The organism is Sporosarcina sp. GTC18466, assembly GCF_055389225.1.
On sequence record NZ_AP044037.1, the window covers coordinates 2,724,657 to 2,743,009 of the forward strand.

18 protein-coding genes, 1 pseudogene and 1 riboswitch are annotated in these 18,353 nt (G+C 50.4%); of the genes and pseudogenes, 11 read left to right on the forward strand and 8 right to left on the reverse strand.

Features of this window, described 5'->3' with window-relative positions; all coding sequences use genetic code 11:
- Positions 1 to 83: 83 nt before the first annotated feature.
- Entirely contained in the window at positions 84 to 1,100 is a 1,017-nt protein-coding gene (locus ACZ5FK_RS13505; protein ID WP_464805405.1) for an LLM class flavin-dependent oxidoreductase, read from the forward strand.
- Positions 1,101 to 1,157: 57 nt separating this feature from the next.
- Here the strand turns inward: ACZ5FK_RS13505 and ACZ5FK_RS13510 are convergent, their stop codons facing one another.
- Positions 1,158 to 1,382 carry a hypothetical protein gene (locus ACZ5FK_RS13510; RefSeq protein ID WP_464805406.1) on the reverse strand — a complete coding sequence of 75 codons (225 nt, stop codon included), beginning with the start codon at positions 1,380 to 1,382 and terminating at the stop codon, positions 1,158 to 1,160.
- A gap of 148 nt (positions 1,383 to 1,530) precedes the next feature.
- Here ACZ5FK_RS13510 and ACZ5FK_RS13515 point away from each other — a divergent pair, with 148 nt between their 5' ends.
- Entirely contained in the window at positions 1,531 to 2,433 is a 903-nt protein-coding gene (locus ACZ5FK_RS13515; RefSeq protein ID WP_464805407.1) for a stalk domain-containing protein, read from the forward strand.
- A 148-nt stretch (positions 2,434 to 2,581) separates the two neighbouring features.
- Positions 2,582 to 3,694 (forward strand): radical SAM/CxCxxxxC motif protein YfkAB, encoded by a 1,113-nt coding sequence (gene yfkAB / locus ACZ5FK_RS13520; protein ID WP_464805408.1) that lies wholly within the window; start codon positions 2,582 to 2,584, stop codon positions 3,692 to 3,694.
- 412 nt (positions 3,695 to 4,106) lie between these two features.
- Here the strand turns inward: yfkAB and ACZ5FK_RS13525 are convergent, their stop codons facing one another.
- Both ACZ5FK_RS13525 and ACZ5FK_RS13530 read right to left on the reverse strand, forming a co-directional pair.
- A complete protein-coding gene (locus ACZ5FK_RS13525) occupies positions 4,107 to 5,666 on the reverse strand; it encodes a histidine kinase N-terminal 7TM domain-containing diguanylate cyclase (RefSeq protein ID WP_464805409.1) in 1,560 nt (519 codons plus the stop codon).
- Positions 5,667 to 5,770: 104 nt separating this feature from the next.
- The gene (locus ACZ5FK_RS13530) at positions 5,771 to 6,325 is read right to left on the reverse strand and encodes an ATP-binding protein (protein WP_464805410.1); all 555 of its coding nucleotides are present in this window, start codon (positions 6,323 to 6,325) and stop codon (positions 5,771 to 5,773) included.
- Between the two features lie 146 nt (positions 6,326 to 6,471).
- On the opposite strand from ACZ5FK_RS13530, the gene ACZ5FK_RS13535 reads away from it, so the two are divergent.
- Both ACZ5FK_RS13535 and ACZ5FK_RS13540 read left to right on the forward strand, forming a co-directional pair.
- On the forward strand, positions 6,472 to 7,539 hold the full coding sequence (locus tag ACZ5FK_RS13535; RefSeq protein WP_464805411.1) for a GGDEF domain-containing protein: 1,068 nt from the start codon (positions 6,472 to 6,474) through the stop codon (positions 7,537 to 7,539).
- A gap of 72 nt (positions 7,540 to 7,611) precedes the next feature.
- Entirely contained in the window at positions 7,612 to 8,139 is a 528-nt protein-coding gene (locus tag ACZ5FK_RS13540) for a YcxB family protein (RefSeq protein ID WP_464805412.1), read from the forward strand.
- Between the two features lie 46 nt (positions 8,140 to 8,185).
- On the opposite strand, the gene ACZ5FK_RS13545 is transcribed toward ACZ5FK_RS13540, so the two are convergent.
- Positions 8,186 to 8,359 (reverse strand): hypothetical protein, encoded by a 174-nt coding sequence (locus ACZ5FK_RS13545; RefSeq protein WP_464805413.1) that lies wholly within the window; start codon positions 8,357 to 8,359, stop codon positions 8,186 to 8,188.
- Between the two features lie 151 nt (positions 8,360 to 8,510).
- Between ACZ5FK_RS13545 and ACZ5FK_RS13550 the strand changes: the two genes are divergently transcribed.
- The 3 genes from ACZ5FK_RS13550 to ACZ5FK_RS13560 all read left to right on the forward strand — a co-directional run bounded on the left by ACZ5FK_RS13550 (position 8,511) and on the right by ACZ5FK_RS13560 (position 11,857).
- Positions 8,511 to 8,645: a hypothetical protein gene (locus tag ACZ5FK_RS13550; protein ID WP_464805414.1), complete on the forward strand. Its 135-nt coding sequence runs from the start codon at positions 8,511 to 8,513 to the stop codon at positions 8,643 to 8,645.
- A gap of 257 nt (positions 8,646 to 8,902) precedes the next feature.
- Positions 8,903 to 10,291 (forward strand): MATE family efflux transporter, encoded by a 1,389-nt coding sequence (locus tag ACZ5FK_RS13555; RefSeq protein ID WP_464805415.1) that lies wholly within the window; start codon positions 8,903 to 8,905, stop codon positions 10,289 to 10,291.
- A gap of 168 nt (positions 10,292 to 10,459) precedes the next feature.
- Positions 10,460 to 11,857 (forward strand): serine hydrolase domain-containing protein, encoded by a 1,398-nt coding sequence (locus tag ACZ5FK_RS13560; protein WP_464805416.1) that lies wholly within the window; start codon positions 10,460 to 10,462, stop codon positions 11,855 to 11,857.
- A gap of 41 nt (positions 11,858 to 11,898) precedes the next feature.
- On the opposite strand, the gene guaD is transcribed toward ACZ5FK_RS13560, so the two are convergent.
- From guaD to ACZ5FK_RS13575, 3 genes are all read right to left on the reverse strand, one after another.
- Complete coding sequence (gene guaD, locus ACZ5FK_RS13565) at positions 11,899 to 13,266, reverse strand: guanine deaminase (protein ID WP_464805417.1); 1,368 nt, start codon at positions 13,264 to 13,266, stop codon at positions 11,899 to 11,901.
- A 92-nt stretch (positions 13,267 to 13,358) separates the two neighbouring features.
- On the reverse strand, positions 13,359 to 14,588 hold the full coding sequence (locus ACZ5FK_RS13570) for a dicarboxylate/amino acid:cation symporter (protein WP_464805418.1): 1,230 nt from the start codon (positions 14,586 to 14,588) through the stop codon (positions 13,359 to 13,361).
- Positions 14,589 to 14,780: 192 nt separating this feature from the next.
- A complete protein-coding gene (locus ACZ5FK_RS13575) occupies positions 14,781 to 14,984 on the reverse strand; it encodes a hypothetical protein (RefSeq protein ID WP_464805419.1) in 204 nt (67 codons plus the stop codon).
- A 260-nt stretch (positions 14,985 to 15,244) separates the two neighbouring features.
- On the opposite strand from ACZ5FK_RS13575, the gene ACZ5FK_RS13580 reads away from it, so the two are divergent.
- The 3 genes and pseudogenes from ACZ5FK_RS13580 to ACZ5FK_RS13590 all read left to right on the forward strand — a co-directional run bounded on the left by ACZ5FK_RS13580 (position 15,245) and on the right by ACZ5FK_RS13590 (position 16,999).
- Positions 15,245 to 15,340: a YjcZ family sporulation protein gene (locus ACZ5FK_RS13580; protein ID WP_464805420.1), complete on the forward strand. Its 96-nt coding sequence runs from the start codon at positions 15,245 to 15,247 to the stop codon at positions 15,338 to 15,340.
- A gap of 199 nt (positions 15,341 to 15,539) precedes the next feature.
- A complete protein-coding gene (locus tag ACZ5FK_RS13585) occupies positions 15,540 to 15,653 on the forward strand; it encodes a YjcZ family sporulation protein (protein ID WP_464805421.1) in 114 nt (37 codons plus the stop codon).
- Positions 15,654 to 15,839: 186 nt separating this feature from the next.
- A pseudogene (locus ACZ5FK_RS13590) lies at positions 15,840 to 16,999 on the forward strand (MFS transporter).
- A 38-nt stretch (positions 17,000 to 17,037) separates the two neighbouring features.
- Here the strand turns inward: ACZ5FK_RS13590 and ACZ5FK_RS13595 are convergent.
- Positions 17,038 to 18,228, reverse strand: a complete 1,191-nt coding sequence (locus tag ACZ5FK_RS13595) for an MFS transporter (protein WP_464805422.1) — start codon at positions 18,226 to 18,228, stop codon at positions 17,038 to 17,040.
- Positions 18,229 to 18,254: 26 nt separating this feature from the next.
- A riboswitch (purine riboswitch) is annotated at positions 18,255 to 18,353 on the reverse strand.

Below are 18,353 nucleotides of genomic sequence, written 5' to 3' on the forward strand. Positions count from 1 at the left end.
CCGTGAGCCTACTGATGGAAGTGTTCGCTCTGAAGGTCTATCATGAAATTAGATCATAGTAAAAGTGCAGGGAGGGAAACGTTTTGATTAGTGAAACAGCAAAGAGGTTTAATGGAGTGCCGCTTTCGATTCTCGATCTGGCGATGATCAAAGAAGGGAGCGATGCTTCGCAGTCCTTCAAGGACACAGTAGATCTGGCGCAGCATGCCGAGAAGTGGGGGTTCAATCGCTACTGGCTGGCGGAACACCATAATATGCAAGGGGTCGCGAGCAGTGCGACGTCTATTATTATCGGTCATGTGGCAGGCGCGACGAACACAATCCGTGTCGGTTCCGGAGGCGTCATGCTGCCGAATCATGCGCCGCTCGTCATCGCTGAGCAGTTCGGCACATTGGATGCAATGTACCCGGGGCGTATTGACCTCGGACTGGGGCGAGCTCCGGGCAGCGACCAGGCGACGGCCTATGCGCTTAGAAGAACTCTCCACAGCACTGGTGAGGACTTTCCTGAGCAGCTGGCGGAACTCAGAGGCTATTTTGAGGTCAATCCGTCAGCGCGTGTTCGTGCGGTGCCTGGGGAAGGGCAGGATATTCCGATCTGGCTGCTCGGTTCCAGCGGCTTCAGCGCGCAGCTTGCAGCAGAGCTCGGTCTGCCGTTTTCGTTCGCAAGCCACTTTGCTCCTGCCTATATGATGCAGGCGCTGCAGCTGTATCACCAGCGGTTCAGGCCATCCAGGGATCTCGATAAACCGTATGCCATGATGGGCATGACGATCATTGCGGCGGACACAGATGAAAAAGCCCAGTACCTGGCAACATCCCACCAGCAGCAATTCCTCAATATCCGCAGGGGGGATACATCGAAGTTCAAGCCTCCGATTGAGGACCGTGATTCTGCTTTCTCTGAGTTTGAGAAAGCGGCAATCAATGAACTGCTTGAGTGGCCGTCCATGATCGTCGGCGGTCCGGATACTGTCAAAGAGAAGTTGGAAGCGTTCCTTGCGCTGACAAAAGCGGACGAATTGATCATCAGCTCGGGCATCTATCACCATGAAGACCGTCTTCGTTCGTATGAGATTCTGGCGGAGATGATGGAGTGAATTTGAAAAAACCATACGGCATGCCGGTAATCCCGGACCAGCCATATGGTTTTTCTGCTACCGTCTTCTCTTTTTGTCCAGCTCTTTGAGAGCGGCCTTCTTTTTATCGACGATCTTCTCAAACTCGACTGCGACGGCATAGTGGATGCCCTCCAGCGCTTCGACACTTGTCACCTTTCCGTTGCGGCCCTTGATGCGGATGCTGTCGCCGGCAGCAGGCACCGTGCGCAGCGCCTGATTAAGCACACAGACTTGATTTTCATAAAAATGAACAGCGAACATAATCTTGTCCCCTTTTGTTATGATAATGATCCAGTCTATGAAAATGAGGCATTTCTAGAACTGCAATAAGAAATTCTAGTAATCTTGTAACCTATCCATTTCTGGAACGACTACTCTGTTGAGACCATAGAAAAGGAGTTGTTTTTTCATGAAAATGAAAAGAGTAGCACCAATCGCCATGTCAGCTATGCTGATAGGAGGAGCGCTAGCACCGGTCGCATTTGCGGAGGAGGGCCAGCAGTCTGAAGAGGCAGAAATGCATCCCGCTTTCGTAAGAGTGGCGGGCACCATTGACAGCGTGGAGACAAATGGGAAAGTCACCTACTACTCGCTGAAAGACGGAGAGCAGATCAATGTTCTCGCCATCACGAAGGACACGCTCGTTTTTGATAACACAGGAAAGACAACCGAGCTGAAAAAAGGCGACAAAGTGGAAGCCTATACGGATGCAAACAAACCGATGATCATGATTTATCCGCCGCAATACAGCCCGGAAGCGGTCATCGTTCAGACAGGGAAAGAAGGATCTGTCGCTGTCGACAAATTTAACAAGGACTTGCTGAGCGAAAAGCTGTCCCTCAAGTTGAACGTAGGGGAAGAGACAGTGATTGAAAGCCAATCCGGCAAAAAAATGACGGCGGATGATCTGCCTGGCCAGAACCTAGTCGTTTTCTATACGATCACGACACGCAGCATCCCGGCGCAGACGCCTCCTGAAAAAGTCATCGTGCTTGATGAGATGGAAGAAAATGATGGAACTGTTGAAACAAATGTCATTGAGGACATGATCGAAGCGGATCATTATATGGTCGAGGGCGTCAAGATGGTTCCGCTCCGTAAACTGGCAGAGGCACTAGACTATAAAGTGCTGTCGACAGGAGAGGGTGCAATCGTCAAAAAAGGCGCACTGTCCTATACCATCACTCGCGGTGAAAAGGAGTATGGCTATAACAAGTCACTCCGTAAATTCCCGGTCGCTCCGAAAATGCTGGAAGAGTGGAAGACCTATGTCCCTGTCCAGCTGATCGAAGAGATGATGGAAGCGAAATAAACCGCAACAACCAACCATACGTGGCGTACTAGGCCAGCCTCCTTCGGGATGGCTGGCCTTTTGCAAGCCAGAAGCCTGGCATGGATCATTGACAGGCGGTGTATAATGGTTCAGTAAACCAAATGAAAGAGTTGAAGAGTTGATGGAAATGACACCGAAAATGGATCCTTGGGAAGCGTACTTGGATATTGATCAATATGGAAAACAGGTGCTGTCCAGCATCGAGTTCACAACAACGTATTTGTGCAACATGCGGTGTGAACACTGTGCAGTCGGGGATATGCTGGCCATGAAAGATCCGGAAGGCCTTCCGGTCGAGCTGCTCATTTCACGGCTGGAGGAAATTCCCCATCTGCGAACCATCAGCATAACCGGCGGGGAACCGATGTTTTCAAAGAAATCGGTAGAGCGGTATGTATTGCCGCTATTGAAATATGCACATGAGCGCGGGGTCAAGACACAGATGAACTCCAATTTGACGATGCCGCTTGAACGGTACATGGAAGTGGCGCCATACCTGGATGTCCTTCATATCTCGCATAACTGGGGAACGATCGAGGACTTCGTGGAAGGCGGATTCGCCAATATGGAACGGAAACCGTCTGTGGAAAAGCGCGTGGAACAATTCGAACGCATGATCGCAAACAGCCGCGCACTTGCAGAAGCTGGTGTTTTCGTATCGGCGGAAACGATGCTCAATAAGCGGACCGCGCCGCATCTGGAGAGAATCCATCAGCAAGTGGTGGAGGAGATGAAGTGCAGCCGTCATGAAATCCATCCGATGTACCCTGTCGATTTTGCCACGCAGCTGGAAGTATTGCCGCTGCCTGAAATCCGCGCAGCAATCCACCGGCTGCTGGACCATCGCGACGAATCGATCTGGATGCTGTTCGGCACCCTGCCGTTTTATCCATGCAGCAGTGATAAAGAGGATCTGGACTTGCTCGAGCGTCTTTACAGATCGACGAATGTCTCTGTACGGAATGATCCGGACGGCCGGTCGCGATTGAATGTCAATATCTTTACCGGTGATATTATCGTCACCGACTTCGGAGACGCACCGCCCCTTGGTAATATCCAAAAAGATCCGCTCCCCGGGATGCTCGACAAATGGCTTGACAGTCCGCTTGCGAAAACAGTCAGCTGCCATTGTCCGGCAGTCCGCTGCCTTGGGCCGAACCTGCTCGTCAAACATGCCTACTATGAGAATGAGGACTTCTCTGGCAAGGAGACGCGGATAGGCCTGGAAGCCGCTTTATAAGAAAACGCTTGGCTTGCGCCAAGCGTTTTTATTTTGAGATCGCCAGCTGTATGAGGCCTTCGTTCATCTGAATGGGCGTTCGCCGGCAAGAAACAGGCGTTCATTCGTCTGAATGGGCGTTCGCCGGCAAGAAATAGGCGTTCACTCGTCTGAATGGGCGTTCACCGGGAAGAAATAGGCGTTCATTCGTCTAAATAGGCGTTCGTCGGCCAGAAATAGGCGTTTGTTCGTCTAAATGGGCGTTCGCTGGCAAGAAACAGGCGTTCACTCGTCTGAATGGGCGTTCACCGGGAAGAAATAGGCATTCATTCGTCTAAATAGGCGTTCGCCGGCAGCAAACAGGCGCTCATTCGTCTAAATGGGCGTTAGCCGGCAAGAAATAGGCGTTCGTTCGTCTAAATGGGCGTTCCCCTCAGCAGAGAGCCGCTTCTTCTTCCTGATATACGTGAACTTGATTGCGACCGGCTTCCTTTGCTTCATATAATGCCTCGTCCGCTTTTTTCAATAGCATCTCCATTGTCTGCGTACGGCGGGACAGACTGGCGACGCCGAAACTGGCGGTAATGAAGAGAGATTGCATTTCGAATTCCAAAGGCGCGGCTTCGATGGCCAAGCGGATGCGATCGGCCACTTGGAACCCATCGCTGACAGAGCTGCCGGGGAGACAGACGACAAATTCCTCCCCTCCATATCTGCCGAATATGGCACCCGGCCCTAAGCAGCGCTGAGCTGTGGCGACAACATGACGGATCGCCTCGTCTCCTGCAGCATGGCCGTACTGATCATTGATCCGCTTGAAGAAATCGATGTCGAAGAGAAGAACGGATAAAGGATCCCCGCCGCTGATCAATGCCAGATTTACAGCCTCTTCGCTTCTTTCAAGAAAATGCGATCGATTGGCGATCTGCGTCAGCCCATCGGTATATGCCAGCTGGGTCAGCCGGTTTTCGAGCAGTTTTTGTTTCGTGATTTCGATAATGACGATGGCATTCCCGATTTGCAGCCCTTTATCGTCCTGTACGGGCATCGTACGCAGGCTGTGATAACGATTATTATGGGCATGCGTCCATTCAGTTTCTGCTGAATCGAATGTAGGGATGCGGCCGAGGACTTCCTTGTTCCACGCGTCCTCAATCGGCTTGCCGGTGAAGGAGGCGTGCAGGGCTGGAAGCAGCGATTGGGCAGCTGAATTATAGTCGATCAGCCGGTTCGCCAGGTCGACAACGAGCACTCCATCCCGCATGCTTTCAAATATACGATCCCTCGCAATCGGAGCGATCAACAGATTCATGGAAAGGATGGCGAGCAAATAGAGCCCTGAAGTGAAACACATGACGATCGGGACCGGATCCATCCCGTGCGGAGACAGCCCCATGAGATACAGGAAGGAGGCGAGCATCGGAATGACCAGTCCTGCAATCATGGTAAAGATCTGTTTCCAGTATCGCGCTTTCGTCCGCATCCAGTAGCGCGCGAGAACCATGGCGCCAAACAACAGGCAGCCGAATGTGTAGCTTCCGTGGACGATATACCAAGGGCCGGGTGATATGTCAATGAGCGGCTGGGTTTCATCCGGACGCAAATAGATATCCCGGTACATGAGATGATGCCATTCATTCGTCCAGACAAAGAGAGTGGTAAGAGCCGGCAAGATCAGAAGAGGAATGTAAACTTTGGGCTGCCTGATCCGATCTCTTCCTGCAAAACGCATGGCGAGCATCATGGACAGAGGCGAGATGAATGGCATCCCGGCGTACTGCACTTTGAGCCAAATAATACTTTCCGCAAGGCTTTTGCTGGTCAGCTCAAACGCATGGCCGAATATATAGATGACGGAGAAAAATGACATCCAGATAAAAAGGGTGCTGCTTGAGAATAGGTTGCGCCTCGCAAATGCATAGATGGCCAAAAATAGCGACAGGACGCCTGATACTGACGTGATGACGACATAGTGGAAGAGATCCGGATTCATATGATAGTCCTTTCGGTAAGCGGATATCTTCATCATACTGCGATTAGGCTGGAAAGAAAAGGAGGGATGATAAAGAAGATACTATGCATCCCGCACCTTACCTCTCATGCCAAGCAACGTACAATTTCTTTTATGACGAACGGAACATCGGCTTCGCTGTGGATTGTGAACAGCCGATGCGCTTCGTTGCTTGAAGGAGGCGCTGTGTCGCCTGACAGAGAATCGATTTGCTGCCGCGCCAGCACTTCCTCGAATGCCGCCGCGCTGCGGAAGATTGATGTACTGCGATCAGTCCTCGCAATCCGCTTTTCCAGAACGCTGTCAGGGAGGTCGAAATGGATGAGTATGACACGCAATCCGTTATCTTTGAAATACCGGATCAGTTCCTGCCTTGCTCTTTTGCTGCGGTTGGCGTTGCAGATGATCAAATGCAGATCCGTCTCGTTGATCGCATAGTCGACGATCGCCAGGCTGATCCGGTGTTTAAATGTATTTGGCCCCGTTTTCGGCTGTAATTTCTCATAGAATTCATTGATGAAAGCTGCATTGTTGTCTTGATCCATGACGACTGCGCCAGGAAGCTCCTTATCCAGCAGCCTCGCAAATGTCGTCTTGCCGCTATGCGTTTTGCCGACTGTCAGGATGGCATACCGCGACATACAGGAATCCTCCTTTCAATCATGTCAACGCTTCTATCTTACTAGTTTAATTATACTACACCTTTCCATTAATTTGTCGTAAGCTATAATAAGTATAATCTGAGGTGGATTCGTTTACCCGGTTTACCTAAAAGGAGGGTCACGCCATGATCCAATCCATATTATCAAACTTGGCTGTAATCCTTCTCGGCCATTTGGTCATTACCACTTTGGTCAGCTATCGAAATCATATATCCATAAAAGTATTGTGGACTAGCATCATATTGATTGAATCCGCCGTGGTGGTATCCATGCTCTACTTACCGATTATGATCGGGGAGTTCCGGTTCGACCTCAGGCTTATCCCGCTCATCATGCTGGCAGTTTTCAATGGCTGGAGAACTACGTTGCCAGTGCTTGCCATCGCAGTCGCATGGCGGGTGTCCATGGGCGGGGAAGGGGCGTTGCCTGGAACGGTGTTCGGCATGATGCTTCCTGCCTTTTTCGCACTGGCGTATGCCAAATGGAAAGGCAGGAGTCTGAAAGAATTTGAGATGGTCCTTCTGATTTCCTGTTGCTGGGTGTTGTCCGATATACCTATTATTGTCATGCATCCTGAAAGCGTTGAAGCGCTGCGGAAAATCATTCTGGTCCGATATCCGGCCTTTATCGTCGTGGCCTTCACCTACTATAGTTTTATTCGGCTTGAATTCAAGCGCCAGGCAATGAAGGCGCAGCTGCGATTTTTAGCGACCCATGATCAGCTCACCCATTTGCTGAATAAAAATGAATGCATCCGCCTTGCAGAAGTGAAAATAAAATCATCTCGGCACGAGCATTTCATCGCCATGCTGGATCTCGATCATTTTAAAAGGCTGAATGATCGGTTTGGCCATATGGCGGGAGATGAAGCGCTCATCCAGCTGGCGCATATACTGCGCAGTTTTCAAGGGGAACATGTTCTTCCTGCGCGGTATGGAGGCGAGGAGTTCATGTTTTATATCGGTGCGAAAAATTATGATGAGGCAATTGGATTGATTGAGAAACTGCAAGGAAAGATCCGTGCAGCTGAATTCCGTATTCAGGGGGATGTCTCCATTCCAGTCACCGTTTCAATCGGGATTGCCAGATGGGACCAGGATGCCTCCATTCAGGATGCGATTAAAGAAGCCGATCGCCAATTGTATAAAGCAAAAGCGCGCGGCCGAAATCAATTGTCAGTATCCGGCCGCTGATAGGGCTTTGCACTTTTGCGTTATATCTCGTATGCTGGACGATAGAATACAAGGAAGGCGGGTAAGGGAGTCATGGAGATTCACTATGAATTGACAGAAGAGGACGTAGTCAACTTCAACGTCTATCACGTCAAACATTCCAAAACGGGGGAACGGTCGCTGCGCTGGCAGCGTTTCATCTCACCTTTGCTGTTTCTGCTGTTCGCCTATTTCCTGTCAGTCACAACAGATATCGAGACGGGCGTGCTGTATGTGACATTCGGAGTCAGTGCCATCTTATGGGTCGTCTTTTATCCAAAATATTTTTATTGGTACATCACCCGGCAAGTTCAAAAGTCGCTGCGGGAAGGCAAAAATGACGGTTTGATCGGCAGCCATACGATGAAACTGAATGCTGCCGGTATCGTGGAAATCACAACGAGCGGAGAATCACGCTCAAACTGGCAGGCGATCAAGCAGTTCAAAGAGGACAAGCGGCATTTCTATTTATACAACAGCGCGGTCAGTTCCTTCATCATTCCGAAACGCGATGTGGATGAGGAACAATTCCGGGATTTTGTGAAGAAGAAGCTCGCCGACGTCACAAGGACAGCGGGATGAAATGGGGAAGAGAGGGCAAGCTCCACTATGGGGCCGCCCTCTTTTTTTATTTTTTCCGTTCTACTTTTTGTTTCACCTGTTCGTTGAAATCCATCCCGAATTCGGATGTACGGTTCTCGCCAGGGTCATTCGTATTACTGTTTGTGTTTTTCATGTCTTTGTAGACGCCGAAGCTGTTATGCGTGCGCTCGTTCATCGTCTTCTTGCTGTTTTTGCTCAAAGGAAGTCACCTCCTTTATGTACTTTGGTTTGAAAGTGAGGAATTATACTTTGAAATGGACTGAGCGGTGATAAAAGAGGCATGAACGGTGATAACCTTGTTTTAATCGGTGATAAACCTCCCTTTAACGGTGATAACCATGTGGTGAGCGGTGATAAGGACACAGTTAGTACATTGCATTGCGATGTACATCTTCGTCGACCGGAACTTTGGCGGCCGTGCGCCGGACTATTATCTGTATCAGATGAACGAGGACGGCACCGGCCTAAAAGAGATTCAGTGGTGAGGAAAACGGCCAAGCGCAGGAAACAGGCGCTTGGCTGTTATTATATGAGTTTTACGGCAGGGTGGATCTGAATAGTATGGATAGAGAATAGGAGGGGAAAAGCCGCCCGATCATTTATCGAGAATAAAAATATTGTTAGCAGGCTGCCGTAACAAAAATAACATATGTTTCACACAAAATAATGATGTTCATCGCTCATATTATATGGTAAGCTATTCCTGTTTTAATTTGGAATGAAAGTGAAGGCGATGAAATAGATGGCGACAGCCACAGTCAAAGGCCCGGGTGCAAACCTTAATTTGTTTCACCTGACATGGCCTATTTTTCTTGAATTGTTTTTGTTTATGTCCATGGGGCTTGCGGACACATTCATGTTAAGCAGCTTGTCTGATGAAGCGGTGTCCGGAGTAGGTGCCGCGAACCAGTACGTACAGATTGCAATCCTCGTGCTCGAAGTGGTCGGAAACGGGGCGGCGATCGTCGTCGCGCAGTATCTCGGGTCACGCCGATACATTGAGGCATCGAGGATTTCGGCGCTTGCTGTTTCCTTGAACCTCGTCGTCGGCGTTGCGATCAGCGGTGTGTTCCTCTTATTCACGAGTCATATGATGCAGGCGATGAACCTGGAAGGCGCGGTGCTCGCCCATGCGAAGACGTATTTAGTCATCGTCGGCGGCGGCATTTTCCTGCAAGCTATCATCAATTCACTCGCCGCAGTCATCCGGGTGCATGGCTACACGAAGCAGACGATGTTCGTCTCCCTCGGGATGAACGTCATCCATATTCTAGGGAACTATGCCCTCATTTTCGGCAAGTTCGGCATGCCGGCACTCGGCGTGCAAGGTGCAGCGATTTCATCGGTAGGAAGCCGCCTGATTGCGCTATTCGTATTTGTGTGGCTGCTCTATCAGGTTCTCGAATATCGAATCGAATTCCGCTATTATCTGACATGGTCGAAGGAATACGTTAAAAAGATCCTGCATATCGGCTTGCCGTCCGCTTTCGAGCAAGTCCTGTATCAGGCATGCCAGATCGTCTTCCTATATTACGTCACGTATCTTGGGACGGAAGCGATGGCGGCGAGGCAATATGCGACAAATATCTCGATGTTCAGTTATCTGTTTGCGCTCGCAATCGGCCTCGGCACGTCCATCCTCGTCGGACGGCTTGTCGGCGGCGGCGAGCAGGAAACAGCCTACACGCAAGTATGGAAATCGCTGAAACCTGCCTTCCTGTTCACGGCGGGCATGGTCGTCATCGTGACGCTGCTGCGATATCCGCTCATGCGGCTGTTTACGGACAATGAAGAGATCATCCAGCTCGGCGCGTCGGTCCTCTTGCTGTCCTGCCTGCTCGAAACAGGACGTGTCTTCAATCTCGTCATCATCAATTCGCTCAGGGCGTCAGGGGATGCCCGGTTCCCGGTGCTCATGGGAGCGATCTCGATGGTGATGATCAGCCTGCCGCTCGGATATTTCTTCGTGTTTGTGCTGGATCTAGGCATCGTCGGCATCTGGCTCGCCATCGCGACGGACGAATGGATCCGCGCCATCGCCATGGCCCTTCGATGGAAGAGCCGCGCCTGGGAGAAACATGGGCTCGTCGACCCCGTAGCGGAAGAAGCGGCAGTTCCGGAAATCGTTTAATCGAAAAAACGCTTGGAGTCTCCACGATCCAAGCGTTTTTTACCGTGGATCTATGGTATTATGAAGTGGTAGAATGTTAAGATAAATCAGCATTTTGTAGGCAGGGAAGTGAGATGCCCTGAGTCTGCAAGGAAGATATATAAGAAACCACAAGGGGGAATGGGAGAAATGAAGCAGACATTACAGAAGGAACCGATGGGAAGCAGGGCAGAGGCATTCACAAAACAGAAGATGATTCCGGGAGCCATGATGAAAATGGACAGAGGCGGAGAAGAAATCTTGTCCATCGCGTCCGGCTATAGAAATGTCGCGTCCCAATTGCCGGTGTCTGGAGACACGGTGTTCGGGATTGCATCGATGACCAAGTCGTTCACCTGCGCGGGTGTGATGAAATTGCAGGAAATGGGGAAACTGTCCGTCCACGATAAAATGGTGACGTATCTGCCGGAACTTGCAGGGAATCCGCAAGCGGAGAAGATCACCCTCCATCATCTGATGACCCATTCGGCGGGCTACCCGCCGCTTGCGACCCATGTCTACGCGAGGAAGAACAGCATCGAGGCAGACCCGTCCGCAAAGGATTATGGCCTCAATCTGCTGAACAACCCGGGACCGCATATCGAGACGTATGATGAGATGCTTTCGTTCATGGCAAATGATAAGTTCGAATGGCTTGGCGCGCCAGGCGAATTCTACAGTTACTCCAATGATTCGTATGGTTTGCTTGGTGTCATAATTGCGCGAGCGAGCGGGCAAGAGTACGAATCGTTCATTGAAGAGAATATACTGAAGCCTGCAGGGATGATCCGTACGTTTTTCGACATAGGACGTCTCGATGAGCTCGATAATGTGACGACCCTCTATATGAAAGCGAAGGATGGCTCGCATGTGTACGAGGCGCCTCTCTGGTGGGATGCGCCGTCGATGCGGGCGGTCGGCTACTTGAAGTCGACGGCAAATGATATTCTCCGATATCTCGGGATGTATTGCAATGAAGGAATGGCTGGTGGAGTCCAGATTTTATCGAAAGAAAGCATCGAGCAAATGCTGACACCACATATCGAATATGAGCCGGGCAAGTGCTACGGATACGGTTTCCGCATCATTCCAGACTATTTCGGCTCGAAGCTCATCAGCCACGGCGGGGGACTCAAAGGGGTGTCTTCGTATATGTGCGCGATTCCGGAGAAGAAGCTGACGGGCGTCATCTTGACGAATGTCGCGGACGTCGAGGCGGGCGATCTGTTGATGGAAGCGTTCAATGCGGCGGAAGGACGGCCGTATGAGTCGTCCCCATTCAGCTATGAGACCGTCGAAGTGGGGGAAGATGAATTGCAGAAATTCGAAGGCGTGTATGTGTCCGGCGAAGGGATGAATTTGCACGTCAGAACAGAGAACGGACAATTCGGCATCGAATCAAGCGGCGTCTTCCGGCCGCTACGCTGCATTGGCAAAAATGTATTCATGGGCGAAGAAGAGAACAGTGATATCCTGCAGTTCATTGAAAAGAAGTGCGGAACTGTCGAACGGATTGTGTATGGTGGCAGACATATAGTGAAAGCGTAATACAAAAAGGCATCCGCGAATCGAATCGCGGATGCCTTTCCTTATGCACGGGAGTGCACTTTTTCCCCTTGTACCCATACTTCGCGGATATTCTCAGGACGCGCAAGATAGATGATCTTCTGGAAGATATCGAGCTCGCTTTCCTCTGGATCGTATAACGGAAGACGCGCCGTCTTTACATTCACATCGACAATCTGGACATCCCATGCGTACCCTTCCTCGAGGCGACCGACTTTCAGGCTGAGGCTGTCGCCGCCGCCTGCTGTCGCCAGATAGAAAGCTTCGTTGAGAGTGATGCGAGAACCAGGAACACCACGCGTTTCTGCAGGAAGGCTTGTATCCACGCCATCTTCCAGCATCCGTGACGACATGACGGCCTGGCGCGCATTGTCATAGAGGCTTGGCGAAAAGCCGCCCGAAATATCGGAACCGAATCCGATTTCAACGCCCATCGCCATGAACCGTTTCAACGGCAGCACGCTGTTCGCAAAGTATGCGTTGGAAACAGGGCAATGCGCGATGGCACCGCCTGTTTTCGCAAATAGGGCAGCATCTTCATCTGACAGAAAGTTCGAGTGCGCCATGACGGATTTCTCCCGCAACAGGCCGAATCCGTGCAATGCTTTGGCGTCATTCATGCCGAAACGCTCTTGCACATAGCCGTGCGCCCAGTCGCTTTCACTGCAATGGGATTGGATGTGCGTATCATATTTCTCTGCCAGTTCACCGAGCCCTTTGAGCGCTTCGTCTGTACAGCTCGGGATAAAGCGAGGCGTAACGACAGGATAGACGCCTTGTTTTGTTTTCTTGCCAAGTTCCTTCACTGCGACGATGAATTCTTCCGTCTCTTGCAGAGCTGTTTGAGTATCTTCATCCCGGTAGAAATCTGGGGTTTGATCCACATTATCCGCGACCACTTTCCCGACAAGCCCACGCTGTCCTTTCTGTGCGCAGATCTCTGCCAGCACGACGCTCGCTTCTTTATGAATAGTGGCGAAGTAGAGCGCTGTCGTTGTTCCGTTGGCAAGCAATGTGTTGACCACATCTGTATACACCTGTTTTGCAAAAGTGAGGTCCGAAAATTTTGCTTCGGAAGGGAATGTATAAGTCTGCAGCCAGTCGTTAAGCGGGATATCCAGCGCGGTGCCTGCCTGGATCCACTGAGGTGCATGCACATGGAGATCGACGAACCCGGGAAGAAGATAAGTGCCCTCCTTCAAACGATGAAACTTATCCGTGTTTTGAAAAGTTTGCAGCAACTGTGTATAATCGGGGTCTTGCGGTTTGGAAATCCTTGCAATCGTACCAGCCGCATCTATACAAAATAGGCAATCCTGTAATACTCTTACTTCCTCTGGGGTCTCGCTTGTAAAAGCCGTTCCCTGAAAAACATGTATGTACGTCTCCAACTGATCCACTCCTTCTAAATACACACTAAAATGTATTCAGTGCAATTGCAAACTTTTTTTAACAGCCTTCTTTTGTAGAGGGCGGGTCAATATCATTTTTCATGGACCCGCCGTCTCTTTTCATTCTGATCAATCACGCTTGTCCCGACGAGGTCGCCAGCGACATTCAAAGCAGTCGCTCCCATGCCGATCAACGCATCAATAGCTGTCAGCAGAGCGACGGCTTCCATCGGCAGGCCGATTTGGACGAATACCGTGGCGATCATCACAATTCCTGCTCCAGGAACGCCGGCTGTGCCAATAGAGGCAAGCGTTCCAATAAGTACGACCATCAGCATATCTGCAATGCTGAGCGGATGGCCGGATATGTTAGCAGCGAATACAGCGGAAACCGCAATCCTGATCGCAGCACCATCCATGTTGACAGTCGCGCCAAGCGGCAGGCTGAAACTGTAAAGGCTTTTTGTGATGTTCATCCTTTCTGCCGCCTGCAGTGTCAATGGAAGAGTCCCAGCGCTGCTTTGCGTAGCGAATGCGGTGACCACCGGCGTTCTGGCGTATTTGAAGAAGCGGCCGAGCGGCACACGGAATAAGATCATGATGACAATATAGAGGACCACTTGAAACAGGATCGCCACGTAAAACACCCCGATCATGCCTCCTAGAGACAGCAGCGTATCCACCCCCTGCTTACCGACTGTAGCAGCCATGATAGCAAAAATGCCGATGGGGATATATTGAAGGATTGCCCGCAAAATAAGCAGGGCAGCTTCATTGAGTGCAGTAACAAGTTTGATTGCAGTTGCGCCAAGATCCGCGAGGGCAGGAGCGGCGCGCATCGCTGAAAATGCGATGCCGAATGCAAGTGCCGTGAAAATAATGCCGAGCAAGTTCATCTCTGTGAATGCCTTGATGATATTGGATGGGACAATATTGAGAAGAACAGCGATAATTCCCGGATTTTCAGGTACATCGAACTTCTCTTCCCCTGTCAGTTGCATGCCCATGCCAGGTTCAAAAAGACTGGCTGCGAGAAGTCCTACCACAATTGCGAGTGCGGAACTGATTGTATAGTAAATGAACACTTTGATCCCCATCCGGCCAAGGTCGCTAATGGTCGTCTGGCTCACCCCGACAATGAGGGTAAAGAAAATCAGCGGCAAAATGAGGAAAGTCAGCAGCCGGATGAGCAGATCACCAAGCGGTGCAAGAACCGAAGCATGATCGCCTAGCAAGAAACCTGCCAAAATGCCGAGAATGAGGGCAATTGTGATTTTCAGGATCAATGAAGTATGTAGATAAGAAGTGAAGAGTCTCTTCATAGAAAGGCCTCCCTATAGAACAAAGTACAGCGTCATTCTTTCTAGGATGCGACTTTTACTGAAATCTATGTGTAACGAATCACCTGTCACTATGTGGATTGCCTGAAAGAGTACTTAATAAACAAAATATGACAAAGGAATTGGCGGAAAAACGGACGCCGTGTCATTCAAAGCCCGGCGTCCTGATTGATTTCAGATAAAGAAAGGAAGCAATACAAGCGTACCGATTGCACCGATCGCAATTCCCCAGCCGAACCCGGGTCTAAATCCGCCATATCCATATCCTCCGAATCTTGCTCCGCCGCCATAAGGTCCAATCGGCTGAAGATAGACCTGATTTCCTCTTACGCCCCGGATGACCCCTCGGTGGTAATTTCCATCTCTTGTCCCGATCACTACCGGCCGTCCAGTATGGCGGCAGCAAAGGGAGTAAAAGTCATCATAAGCTGGCATAATTCATCACCTCGCCCTCGTCCATCTCTTGTTATGGTATGCGAGGATTACGACAAGACGGGGGCGGACAATCCATGCCCTCATTTTTGCATGCCCCGCATCTGTGTTTTTTTCACATATCCGAAAAGGCCGTGATGTTTGTCAGTCGCCAATGCTTTAGGGCGACATAGTATATAGCATCACGCGATAAGGAGGTGTTGCACATGTCCGGAGGCGGAGGCGGATACGGCGGCGGTTTCGCGTTGATCGTCGTATTGTTCATCTTGTTGATCATTGTGGGTGCTGCCTATTTTTATTGATTTGAATTATAGCGGGTGAGGTTCCCTTGTCTGCCTGGACATCTTGCACCATGCGCGTGAGAGAAGCGGCACGGTCCAGGAAGAGGAGAGATTTCTCACCTGCCTTGCGGTTGTTCTTCGCTGCTTTGGGAGAACGTCACGGGTCTTTACGAAGAGCCGGCATACAGTAGAGTTATAACTGATATGGAGGTGTTCATTCATGTCTGGAGTAGGCGGAGGAGTTGGCGGATACGGCGGCGGTTATGCGCTGATTGTTGTCCTTTTCATCTTGTTGATCATTGTCGGTGCTGCATATTGGGGCGGCGGCTATTGATCTGACGGCGCTGTATTGACTGGCGTCGATTAACTAGTCTATGACCAGCCGATCAGCAGGGCTTTCGATGCCTTGCTGGTCGGCTCTTTGCATGCACTACATATGATTTCTGGCACATGACCTGCTATACTTATTTGAAGTTCGCAAAAAAAGAGACAAAAACTGTTGCGGCTGAAGAGGGTAATGATGAAACAACATTCGATGACATTAGTAATTCTCCTATCCAATCTATTTATCGCGTTCCTGGGAATCGGCCTCGTGATTCCGGTGCTCCCTTCTTTGATGAATGAACTGCACATATCCGGCGCTGGTGTCGGATATATGGTCGCTGTTTTCGCAATCACCCAGCTGGTCTTTTCACCGCTCGCAGGCAGGTGGGCGGATACGGCCGGCCGTAAAAAAAGATTGTCATCGGCCTGCTCGTGTTCAGCCTTTCTGAGTTGCTGTTTGCGGTCGGATCAACGCTGCCTGTCCTATTCATTTCGCGTGGTCTTGGAGGAGTGAGTGCCGCCTTTATCATGCCGGCGGTCACGGCGTTCATTGCGGATATTACGACGATGGAGTCGCGTGCAAAAGCGCTCGGCTACATGTCGGCTGCCATTTCGACCGGTTTTATCATCGGTCCGGGGATCGGCGGATTTCTTGCGCACTTTGGGACGAGGATCCCGTTTTTCTGCGCGGCAGGCTTGGCTCTGTTTGCAGCGGTCTTCTCCGTCACGATGCTGAAAGAGCCGGAGCGGCAGCCTGCTGCTGTCGCATTGCCCGGTGCCAAAGGAATCGGCCGAATCTTTGCTCCGATGTATTTTATCGCATTTCTCGTCATCTTCGTATCGTCTTTCGGCCTGTCTTCCTTTGAATCCATTTTCAGCCTGTTCGTCGACCATAAATTCGGCTTCACACCGAAGGACATTGCGATCATCATCACGGGAAGCGGCTTATTCGGCGCCATCGCGCAAGTCGCGTTATTCGACAGGCTGACGAAAAAACTCGGTGAAATCAGACTGATCTTCGTCTGTCTCCTGTTCTCCGCGCTGCTCGTCTTCGCTGTGACAATTGTACATTCCTACTTGTCAATTTTGATCGTCACAATGATTGTGTTTGTCGGCTTCGATCTGCTGCGGCCTGCTGTCACTTCATACTTATCCAAAATTGCGGGGGGTGACCAAGGCTTTGTCGGGGGCATGAATTCCACATTTACGAGCCTAGGGAATATATTCGGACCTATTCTCGGCGGATATCTCTTTGACATTGACTTGGACTACCCGTTCTATGCGGGGACCATCTTCCTCGGCATAGGGGTTGCACTTATGTTCTTCTGGAAGCAGCCGAAACCGCTCGAACAATGAAAATAACCGTACCCAGGCAATTTTCTGGGTACGGCTTTTTATTTCGCTGCAGAGACTTCATCGGACTGCAGTTTTTCTGCTGTCCGGGGCTTTTTCATTTGGAGTGAGATAATCGCACAGACCAATGCGATCAATACGACGCCTGAACCGACAGATGCTGTGCTGACGACAGAATCGGTATGGCTGAGTACAAGGCTGCCGATACCGGAGCCGAGAGCAATTCCGACTTGCAGCGCCGAATTGTTGAAGCTCTGGTGAATATCCGAAGCTTCCGGATCCGTCTGGATGATATAGTCCTGCTGCGGCGGGGCAAGGCTCCAGCTGAGCGCTCCCCAGACCATCATGACGACGATGAATACAGGCAGCGAAAACGTTGAATACGGAAGGATGAACAAGCTGACAGCAAATGCGGCCAGTACAAATAGAATCGCTTTCTTCGATCCGATAAATGAAGCGAGATTCCCGCCGAATGCACCGCCGCCAACAGCCGCTAGACCGAATAGGAAATAGAAAATACTAATCCAAGATGGACTGAGTCCGAGCGTTGTCTCAAGGAATGGCGTGAAATATGCATATACCGTATAATGGCCAGCAAGCATGAACATTGTCGCGAAATGGGCAAACAGGATTTTCCGATTGCCGAGCGACTTGATCTGCACAGAAAGCGGCTGGACATCGCCTGTCGGAATCTTTTCAAGAAAGATGGAGATCAGTGCAAATGAACCGATCGATAAGATGGCGATTCCTAGGAATACCATGCGCCAGCCGAATGCATTTGTGATTAAAATGCCCAGCGGGACACCGAGCACAAGCGCGGAACTGATTCCCATGTAAATATAACCAAGCGATTTCGCCCGTTTCTCAGGCTTTGCAATCCGCGCTGTAATGGTCAACGCCAGTACAACAGCGAGAGCGGCACTGGCCGCGGTGAACACGCGGGCTATCATCATGAGCGCAAAGTTCGGGCTCAAAAACGTCATGATATTCCCGATAAAGAAGACAGCAAGTGTAATCTGATATAGCTTTTTTCGTTCAATTTTTGACGTAATAGTGAGCAGGACAGGTCCTGCAATTGCGTAAACAAGGGCAAAGACGGTGATAAGCTGGCCGGCTGTCCCAATCGAGACATTCAGATCCTCTGCCACAGTCGGCAAAATCCCGCCGACAATCAATTCCACCAGTCCGACCGTTATGGTGGAGACTGCCATAATCAAAACTCTGAAATCCATAAAATCCCTCCGTACAATAAAAAAAATCCCGACTACAAAATGCGTGTAGTCAGGATTTCAAGGTTCCTGGTAGAGACTCTCAAACCAAATTATTGAGATTATACATCATTTCGCGCTATTTAATT